Here is a 9,668-nt window from a genome sequence, read left to right as displayed (position 1 = left end):
TTTTCTCTGCAGCCACTCTTTTGTAAGCCCTTTTATGCACTAAAACAAGTGTAAGTCACTGTGAGACAAAGGGTAAATAATCGGAAAAATATTTTAAACATTATTCACCTGCTTAAGTAATGCAAATAGGTTTGTTGCCGACCTCGATGGCCAAATATCTTAAAACAAGACTAAGGCGCATCTGGTAAAAGGGACGGTCAGGACATTCTTAATTAACCGTAGTTTACGCCACCCGTACGTAATGAGGACTAGTAAAGCAAAGCGACTACCTCATGAATTTGAAACAACTTACATCTCCCCTTCCCCACCGCCCGTTCACCAAGATCTAACGCTGCCGAAATCAAAAAATTAAATAAACAGCCTAAAGCGATCAAGATAAGCTGCAGGATCTTTTTCTGTTTGTGTTACAGGATTGGGTAAGATATACCAAGCACAGACATCAAAAGTGGTCAATATAACGACAGTTGTAACTCTATAGATATTTAGTATTTGCTCAACTTCAAAGGGTGGTCTAACTTAAACTGATAATCTTACCTTGGAATGAGGAACAACAGCCTCTATAGTTAGGTCTAGGAACAGAACACGCAAAAGCGGGCACTTAGAGTAAGCTTCCAAGAAACTTCCAAAAAGGAGCGCTGGAAATCTCCCGTTGAATCTCGTGGGGGTAACAATTGCCGTTGATTCACTAAGCCTGGCTCTGTATTACCATAATCCTTCTGATCCAAAAGACCTTGCTAAGCATACTTTGATTTTTTATTACTATTATATTTGCACAGGTTTTTCAGGCCCCTGCTCTATGCTAGTTAGCTCATTTGGCCTTTGCCATTATCACAAATACATTGATGATGTTGGTTGTAGTTGTCTCCGTCTTACTGCAGCTCGCCGTCATCTACCTGCCTTTCACGAAAAGCTTTTTTAAGCTTGTGCCTTTACCAAATGAGGACCTACAGATATCCGTTGCAGCGGATAGCTTAGAATTTATAGTTATAAAAGTGGTAAAGAAATTCTTTGGCAGGTAAAGGGCCTACGAACTTCAGGACATATACTCAACGTGAATGAAAATCGGCATACAGGTTCCAAATCACTAGCCAGTCAGACAAAGGAGCAATCTTGATATCAACAACGTATATTTTTTAACATAAAAATCATCAGACTTTTTTCAATACAATACAAACAGAAATGTCCTGTCACAGGAGCTCACATGTTCAGTTTTTAAATTTTAAACGGTAACTTAGTGGCCTGAAAAAAACTAAGCATGCTTCATTTCTTTTTTAGTCAACCAGATAAAGTTTACGCCTTACAAAGCGAGGGAGAATTAAGTTCTACAGACATCTCAAAACTTGAATGGCTTTTCGGGAACGCCATATTAAAACAGGAAAAAACCTTGAGTGGCTTCTTTGTAGGCCCTCGTGCTGCCATGATAACGCCATGGAGTACCAATGCCGTGGAAATTACCCAGAATATGGATATTCAAGGGATTGTTCGGATTGAGGAATTTAAAGTAGTAGAGGAAGACTTTACTGATTTTGACCCGATGCTTTCACAAAAGTATAGTGGTCTGAATCAGGATATCTATACGATTAATATTCAGCCTGAGCCTGTTTTGCCTGTTACGGACATTGCAGCATACAACAAGCAGGAAGGACTTTCGCTTAGTGAGGAAGAAGTTGATTATCTTAACCAGCTTTCTGAAAGAGTAGGCAGACCTCTAACAGACTCAGAAGTATTCGGTTTCTCACAGGTAAATTCAGAGCACTGCCGCCATAAAATCTTTAACGGTAAGTTTGTAATTGATGGCGAAGAAAAGCCTAGCTCCCTTTTCAAATTAATCCGCAAAACATCGGAAGCGAATCCGAACGATATAGTTTCGGCCTACAAGGATAACGTTGCCTTCATCAAAGGACCAGTGGTGCAGCAGTTTGCGCCAAAACGTGCCGATGTGCCTGACTTTTATCAGGTAAGCGATTTTGAATCGGTAATATCCATAAAAGCAGAAACACACAATTTTCCGACTACAGTAGAGCCCTTTAATGGTGCAGCTACTGGCTCTGGAGGTGAAATCAGAGACAGATTAGCTGGTGGTCAGGGTGCTCTCCCTCTTGCTGGAACAGCTGTTTACATGACGGCTTTATCTCGCCTGGAAAAGGATCGCCCTTGGGAAAAAGCTACGCAGGAAAGACAGTGGTTATACCAAACGCCAATGGACATCCTGATCAAAGCCTCTAATGGCGCTACTGATTTTGGAAACAAGTTCGGACAGCCTTTAATCACAGGTTCGGTTTTAACTTTTGAGCACGACGAAAAAGCGGATGCGCTTGAAACTCCAAGAAAGTTAGGTTACGACAAAGTGATTATGCTGGCTGGTGGTGTTGGCTACGGCAAAGCTAGCCAGGCACAAAAGCAACACCCGAAAAAAGGTGATAAAATTGTGATCCTTGGTGGTGAAAACTATCGCATAGGCATGGGTGGAGCAGCCGTATCCTCTGCCGACACAGGACAACATGGATCAGGCATTGAGTTGAACGCTATTCAACGTTCTAACCCAGAGATGCAGAAACGCGCAGCAAACGCAATTCGTGGTATGGTGGAGAGCGAGCATAACGCCATTGTCTCTATACATGATCATGGTGCTGGCGGCCACTTAAACTGCCTTTCAGAATTAGTAGAAGAAACTGGCGGTAAAATAGATCTTGATAAATTACCTGTAGGCGACCCTACCCTTTCTGCTAAAGAGATCATTGGTAACGAATCGCAGGAGCGTATGGGCTTGGTGATAGGTGAAAAAGATATCGACACTTTAAAGAAGATAGCCGACCGTGAGCGCTCTCCTATGTACGCTGTGGGCGATGTTACTGGTGACCACCGCTTTACATTTGAGTCAGCGTCAACAGGCCAGAAGCCAATGGACCTGGAGCTTAGCGACATGTTCGGAAGCTCTCCCAAAGTAGTGATGAGCGACAAGTCTGTTGATAGAACATATCAGCCCGTGACCTATGATAAAGACCAGCTTCTTACTTACCTAGAGCAGGTACTACAGTTAGAGGCTGTTGCCTGTAAAGATTGGTTGACAAACAAAGTGGATCGTTGTGTGGGTGGCCGAGTGGCGAAACAGCAATGTGTTGGACCGCTACAATTGCCGCTGAACAATTGTGGTGTAATGGCTTTAGACTTTCAGGGCAAAGAAGGCATTGCAACCTCGGTTGGTCATGCTCCTATTTCAGCCCTGATTGATCCAGCAGCAGGCAGCCGCAATGCCATTGGTGAGTCGTTGTCAAACATTGTGTGGGCTCCTTTGAAAGATGGTCTGAAAAGCGTTTCGCTTTCTGCCAACTGGATGTGGGCTTCTAAAAACGAAGGAGAAGACGCTCGTTTATATAAAGCAGTAGAAGCCTGTTCAGATTTCGCTATTGCCTTAGGCATCAACATCCCGACAGGTAAAGACTCGCTTTCTATGAAGCAGAAATACAAAGACGAGGATGTTATTGCACCTGGTACAGTGATCATTTCTGCAGGCGGAAACTGCAGCAATGTACGCCAAGTGGTAGAGCCTGTATTGCAACGTGATGGCGGCAATATATACTACATCAACTTATCAAACGATGCCTACAAACTGGGAGGCTCTTCATTTGCGCAGGTAGTAAACAAAATAGGTAATGAGACGCCTGACATAACGGACGCTAATCTTTTCACCAACGCCTTCAATACATTACAAGGGTTAATCAAAGAAGGTAAAATTGAATCAGGTCATGACATTGGTAGTGGCGGTTTGATTACTACGCTGCTTGAGATGTGCTTCGCAGACAACAACCTGGGCGCATCCATTGATCTAACATCACTGGGAGAGGCCGACAGCGTGAAAGTGCTTTTTGCTGAAAACATCGGTGTGGTATTCCAGGCATCAGCAGACGTAGAAGCTACTTTGAATGCGAACAATGTTCCGTTTCATAAAATTGGCACCAGCACTGGTACTGCTACGCTGGAGTTGAAGAATGGAGAGGAAACATACAGTTTTGATATTGCGCAGCTACGCGATACATGGTTTAAAACATCTTACTTGCTGGACATAAAACAAAGTGGACAAGTAAGTGCAAAAGAGCGTTTTGACAACTATAAGAATCATGAACTTATCTATAAGTTTCCAGAAGGATTCGATGGTAAAAAGCCTGTTATAGACTCTTCTAAGCCAAAAATAAAGGCAGCCATTATTCGCGAGAAAGGAAGTAACTCTGAGCGTGAAATGGCTAACGCTTTGTACTTGGCTGGCTTCGATGTGAAAGACGTTCACATGACGGACCTAATCTCAGGAAGAGAAACTCTGGAAGACATTCAGTTCATAGGTGCTGTGGGTGGTTTCTCTAACTCCGATGTATTAGGTTCTGCTAAGGGATGGGCAGGAGCATTTATGTACAACGAAAAAGCAAAAACAGCCATTGAGAACTTCTTCAAGCGTGAAGATACCCTTTCAGTAGGTATTTGCAACGGTTGCCAGTTATTCGTAGAGTTAGGATTCATCAACATGGATCACGACAAGAAACCAAGAATGCATCATAACGTGAGCCAGAAACACGAAAGCATCTTTACGTCGCTGACTATCCGTGAAAACAAATCTGTAATGCTTTCCAGCCTGGCTGGAAGCACGCTGGGTGTTTGGGTATCGCACGGAGAAGGTCGCTTTAGCCTACCACTCACCGAGGATAAATACCAGATCGTGGCGAAGTACGCTTACGAAACCTACCCTGCCTGTCCGAATGGTTCTGACTTCAATACAGCTATGCTTTGTGATGAAACAGGCCGCCACCTAGTAATGATGCCGCACATTGAACGTTCACTTTTACAGTGGCAGTGGGCCAATTATCCGAAAGGCCGTCAGGACGAAGTATCTCCTTGGATGGAAGCTTTTGTGAACGCCCGAAAGTGGTTAGAAACTAACGGAAAGTAATACATACAAAATTTTCAATCTTCCTGAATCACCCTAGGGTGTTGGAATGAAAAAGCCTCCTGTTGGAGAAGAACAGTTTATACTGTTTCTTCGACAGGAGGCTTTTCTTTAAGTTAATTTGACGACACTATACCATCAGCCACCAAAATATACCTGCTTGAAAAGCAGCATATAAGTAAATCAACTACTATAATATACCTTTCTCAACTGCACCCCATTTGCCCCTCAAATACCCCCTCTTACCCCAATATATACATCTTACACCATGCTTCACATTAGCATAACATTATGTTCACACAAAGTTCATCGTGCCGCCCTTTATTGTGTGCTATACATCAATCACTTATTTAAACTTAAGCATACACTATGAACAAAAAACTACTGATTGCGAGCATCGGCCTCGCTATCTCTATATCTGCATGCCACGACGACGATGATGTTACAGTGCCCTTTCCAGTGGAAGACCCCGCTAGCTTTTCTGAGGTTGGGGAAATTATGCTCAGCGGCGGGACTGGTGCGGCCGAAATTAGTGCCTATGACCCTGAAACTAAAACATTGTTTGTAGTCAACAACGCAGGCAGTTCCAGGGTAGACGTAGTTAGCCTAGAGAACCCAGCTTCTCCGAAATTTATCCAAAGCATCGACATCACGCCCTATGGCGGCGGAGTCAACAGTGTGGCTGTAAAAAATGGTGTGCTGGCTGCCGCCGTAGAGGCCAGTATTAAGCAGGATAATGGTATTGTTGCCCTTTTTGATACAAAGACCTATGCTTTACTAAAGCAGGTGCAGGTAGGTGCCCTCCCAGACATGTTGACTTTTAGCCCTGACGGTGCCTATATCCTTACCGCCAATGAGGGAGAACCTAATAGCGATTACTCAGTTGATCCTCTGGGGACCATCTCTATTATAACTGTGGCGAACGGCTATAATGCCACTACGCTTGATTTTACTTCTTTTAACGGTTCACAGGCTGAACTTGAGGCGCGAGGACTTAGAGTATTCGGACCGAATGCTACCCTTTCCATGGATGTGGAGCCAGAATATATTACGGTTTCTAACGACTCTAAAACCGCATGGGTTTCCTTGCAGGAAAATAATGCTGTTGCAAAGGTAGATCTCTCTTCCAAGACTATCACAGAAATCATACCACTGGGTTTCAAAGACCATTCAGTTAGTGGGAACGAACTGGACCCAAGTGACAGGGACAATGCTATTGCTTTTGCCAACTGGCTTGTAAAAGGAGTTTACATGCCAGATGCCCTTGCAGCTTTTAAGTTAAACGGCACCGATTACTTCATTTCGGCAAACGAGGGAGACGCACGTGAATATGATACCTTTGTGGATGAGGCAAGAATAAAAAGCTTAAAGCTAGATGCAGCCACCTTCCCTAACGCTGCCGAGCTGCAGCGGGATGACAAACTTGGTCGCCTGAAAGCCATTACCACAATGGGTGACATAGATGGTGATGGAGACTTTGATGCCTTATACACTTTCGGCGCGCGCTCCTTCAGTATCTGGAACGGTACTACAGGAGCTCAGGTCTTTGACAGTGGCAGCGAAGTTGGAAAAAAACTCGCGGCGGCCTCCCTTTATCCTGATGACAGGAGCGACGACAAAGGTTCAGAGCCTGAGGGTGTCACTGTGGGTGTGATTAACGGCAGAACCATTGCCTTCGTCGGATCCGAAAGAGCTGATGCTGTATTAGTATATGATGTCACAAATCCTAACCAGCCAGAGTTCCTGCAGGTGTTAAAAACAGGCGACGCTCCAGAAGGGATAATTTTTATTCCTGCGGATGAGAGTCCAGTTGGTAAAAGCCTTTTGGTAGTTAGTTCTGAAGAGGACGGAGTTGTGAAAATATTTGAGGCAGGCACCATACTATAAGCCACTGCCGCTTCCCCCGCTGAGCCTGGGGAACAGATAACCTTGAATTCTTCAAGGATAGACTTAGTTTAAGAAGAGCCGCTTCAAAATCATGAAGCGGCTCTTCTTTTCTAAAAAGAATTGTCCTATCCAATCTTCAAGAGTGCTCCTTCTTACAAAAAAGATTAACAGCTCTTAAAACTTAAACAGTTGCAGTATACAGACTCGGTTTCAAACCAGTCTTCTGCTTAAAAAAACGGCTGAAATGAGAGGCCGTATCAAATTGGAGGTGCAAGGCTATTTCTTTTATACTCATGGTTGAGTAGGCAAGTAAGTATTGAGCCTCTCGCAACACCCTTCTGTGGATGATCTCCAAGGCACTCTCTCCCGTCTCTTTTTTTACAGACTCACTTAAATGCTTAGCAGATATATTCATGATATCGGCATACTCATTTACCGTTCTTTTGGTCATAAATTCCTCCTCCACCAGCATCTTGAAAGCATGAGTTAGCTGGTACTGCCTATTCATGTGCTTTGTAAAACTGAGCAGGCAAGCTTCGCAGGCTCTGTTCATCTCATATAGCAACTGCAGCATTTGCAGTCGGATGATGTTAAGATGAAAGGCCTTTCCTCTATCAAACTCCTCGCTTACCTTTTCGAAGCCCGCCTTCATGGCCCCAAAGGTATAGTTATCCAAGGTATACATGGGTGGGTAATCAGGATTCATCTGCAACAGGTTTTCGACTACAGGACCACTAATAAAACTCTCATCCAGAAACTCCCGCTTGAAAAGCAGCATGTACAGGAGCAAATCATCAGATGAGTTTTCGTAGGAATTGATAATTCCTGGCGACACCAGATGCACCGTCTGTGGCTGTACCTCGAAGGTAAATTGTCCAACTGTTTTAGTGCTGCTCCCCCTCAGACAAAGAATGATGGCATAATGGTCTGTTTTGATAGGAGGCCCGCTTCTGGTACCGCCTTCATTGCTCAGCACAGCAAAGTCTCCCATATCGTCTAAGCTGGCATACTTGTTCATGCCAAACGTCTGCTGTGCCTTGTTCTTTTGAGACAGATAATACCTAATGGTAGAGTTGATGTCTAGCATAGGAGCAAAAGCTGCAGGCGGTATAGTTGTGTCAGGCATTCGTGTTAAGTATGGGTGACTGTTTAACCCAAAGTTAAACAGTACCCACAACAAAGTAGCAGAAAATTATACCTGTCCTATACTTATTAAAATGTTTTCAGCTGCAGATTAAAGGAAGCATAGTTAACAAACCGCCATCATACCGAAGGAATTCAACACATTTTCTCCACAAATCACACTCACAATATCCTCTAAAGAACTAAACAGGTACTTATCAGAAAAATAAATATTGTACTCCTGCTCCACCTCATATAGTATCTCTAAAACATCAACTATACCGAGTTCAAGTTGACTAAAGGAGCTGCTACTGAGCACTTGGATAAGATCCCTATCATAAAGCTTGCATACGATTTGAGCCACCTCGAATCTTACAGTGCTATGTACATCAAACATCATAGTGAATAAAACAGGGTTAAATATGGGTAAGGCATGCTCTATAAGGCCTTCTAAACAAGAATAAGGGAAGCCGTTTAGAACTTCCCTTATTCTTGTTTATTTATTTGTCAATTGATACTTACAGACCTTTATCCTGTGTTAAATGTTGCAGGTCAGTATGCATATTATTGTTACAAATTGATTTTTGTCCCTTAACTAAAAAGAGATAAACTTATCCATCTGTTCGTCTACAACCTTAACAGTGCTTTCCTGATACAAATCACCGTTTTCGTCTAACTCAGCTTCTACACCAGACAGGTATATTTTGAGCGGCATGATGTGCAGGTGCATATGGTTAGCTACCCCTGTAAAATGATCTACTCCGCGCAAATTCCCTTGTCTTCCAGATGATATACCTACCAGAGCAGCTTTTTTATCATAGAAGCTTGCAGGAAACTCGCAGGCATCTATAAAGGCTTTAAGCACTCCAGGAAAGCTTCCGTTGTACTCTGGAATTACAAACAATAACTTCTGCGTACTGGAAACAAGCGCTTGAATTTTAGCAAATTCATCGCTTCTGTTGCCATACAGGTCGCTTTCTATGAGTGTAGCAGGCAGTTCAGTAAGCGAAAGCAGGTTTGCTTCCTGCCCTTTTTCCTGTAGTCTTTTTTTATAGTATTCCGCAACTTTAAGTGCGTTACTTCCTGGGCGGTTAGTGCCTGAGATAATAGTTATCATGTAAAGTTTTAATTTATGTTAATCATCCGCGTTATAAAGTATAGAAGCCTTATAGCGAATTGAGGTGCAAAATTAGCTCTGCACACGGGGCATAGCAATTCATAAACTACGGAGAAAAAGACCAATATTACGGTTCTACAATTTCTTAATAAGCAACAAGCCTATCTTTAGTGGAGCGGTTTTTAAAAGAAAATCCATGCGTCGAGGCTGCTAATCAAGCTTAGGAAAACATTAATTAACTCAAGTTGCGATTTATAAACGATGAAGCCATCCAGGTTTGTTAAGGGATAGAGCTACCAAACTTTAACCCTGACTTACCATGCATGACTTCACGATAGCAACTTACTGTTTTATTGATGATTACCTAAAGGTTGCAGGCCAAAAGCCAGCTGCCAAGCGCAAGCTCAACGACGCGGAGGTCATCACCACCGCCCTCCTGGCTGCCCGCTACTTCGGCGGCAACATGACCACGGCCCGTAGCTACATGCAGCAGCATCACCGCTGCCGCATGCCGCACAAGAGCAACTTCAACCGCATGCTCCATCGCCTGAGCCAGACGGTCGCTTCCATCTTTCTGGCCCTGGGCCAGAGCCTCAAGGAGCTCAG

6 protein-coding genes and 1 pseudogene are annotated in these 9,668 nt (G+C 43.6%); 4 read left to right on the top strand and 3 right to left on the bottom strand.

The annotated features are described in order from the left end of the window. The first annotated feature begins 812 nt into the window (after positions 1–812). The 3 genes from LN893_RS20915 (at position 813) to LN893_RS19715 (ending at position 6,823) form a co-directional block, all read left to right on the top strand. Positions 813–1,019 (top strand): cation transporting ATPase C-terminal domain-containing protein, encoded by a 207-nt coding sequence (locus tag LN893_RS20915; protein ID WP_369427716.1) that lies wholly within the window; start codon positions 813–815, stop codon positions 1,017–1,019. Between the two features lie 236 nt (positions 1,020–1,255). Then, the gene (purL, locus tag LN893_RS19720; protein WP_229973077.1) at positions 1,256–4,939 is read left to right on the top strand and encodes a phosphoribosylformylglycinamidine synthase; all 3,684 of its coding nucleotides are present in this window, start codon (positions 1,256–1,258) and stop codon (positions 4,937–4,939) included. 366 nt (positions 4,940–5,305) lie between these two features. Continuing rightward, positions 5,306–6,823: a choice-of-anchor I family protein gene (locus tag LN893_RS19715; protein WP_229973075.1), complete on the top strand. Its 1,518-nt coding sequence runs from the start codon at positions 5,306–5,308 to the stop codon at positions 6,821–6,823. A 181-nt stretch (positions 6,824–7,004) separates the two neighbouring features. On the opposite strand, the gene LN893_RS19710 is transcribed toward LN893_RS19715, so the two are convergent. From LN893_RS19710 to LN893_RS19700, 3 genes are all read right to left on the bottom strand, one after another. Next, positions 7,005–7,949, bottom strand: coding sequence for a helix-turn-helix domain-containing protein (locus LN893_RS19710; protein ID WP_229973073.1), 945 nt, complete (start codon positions 7,947–7,949; stop codon positions 7,005–7,007). 123 nt (positions 7,950–8,072) lie between these two features. Further along, positions 8,073–8,345, bottom strand: a complete 273-nt coding sequence (locus LN893_RS19705) for a hypothetical protein (RefSeq protein ID WP_229973071.1) — start codon at positions 8,343–8,345, stop codon at positions 8,073–8,075. Between the two features lie 195 nt (positions 8,346–8,540). Continuing rightward, a complete protein-coding gene (locus tag LN893_RS19700) occupies positions 8,541–9,062 on the bottom strand; it encodes an NADPH-dependent FMN reductase (protein WP_229973069.1) in 522 nt (173 codons plus the stop codon). 319 nt (positions 9,063–9,381) lie between these two features. Here LN893_RS19700 and LN893_RS19695 point away from each other — a divergent pair. Continuing rightward, positions 9,382–9,668 (top strand): annotated as a pseudogene (locus LN893_RS19695) (IS982 family transposase); the annotation flags it as partial.

It is taken from the genome of Pontibacter harenae, from assembly GCF_020907245.1.
Taxonomy (GTDB): domain Bacteria; phylum Bacteroidota; class Bacteroidia; order Cytophagales; family Hymenobacteraceae; genus Pontibacter; species Pontibacter harenae.
The sequence above is the reverse complement of the archived record's forward strand: the minus strand, read 5'-3'. Positions and strand labels throughout refer to the sequence as shown.

Coding starts and splice junctions, on each gene's coding strand:
- LN893_RS19710 (WP_229973073.1), bottom strand. CDS start 7,949: ATGCCTGACACAACTATACCGCCTGCAGCTTTTGCTCCTATGCTAGAC.
- LN893_RS19705 (WP_229973071.1), bottom strand. CDS start 8,345: ATGATGTTTGATGTACATAGCACTGTAAGATTCGAGGTGGCTCAAATC.
- LN893_RS19715 (WP_229973075.1), top strand. CDS start 5,306: ATGAACAAAAAACTACTGATTGCGAGCATCGGCCTCGCTATCTCTATA.
- purL (WP_229973077.1), top strand. CDS start 1,256: ATGCTTCATTTCTTTTTTAGTCAACCAGATAAAGTTTACGCCTTACAA.
- LN893_RS19700 (WP_229973069.1), bottom strand. CDS start 9,062: ATGATAACTATTATCTCAGGCACTAACCGCCCAGGAAGTAACGCACTT.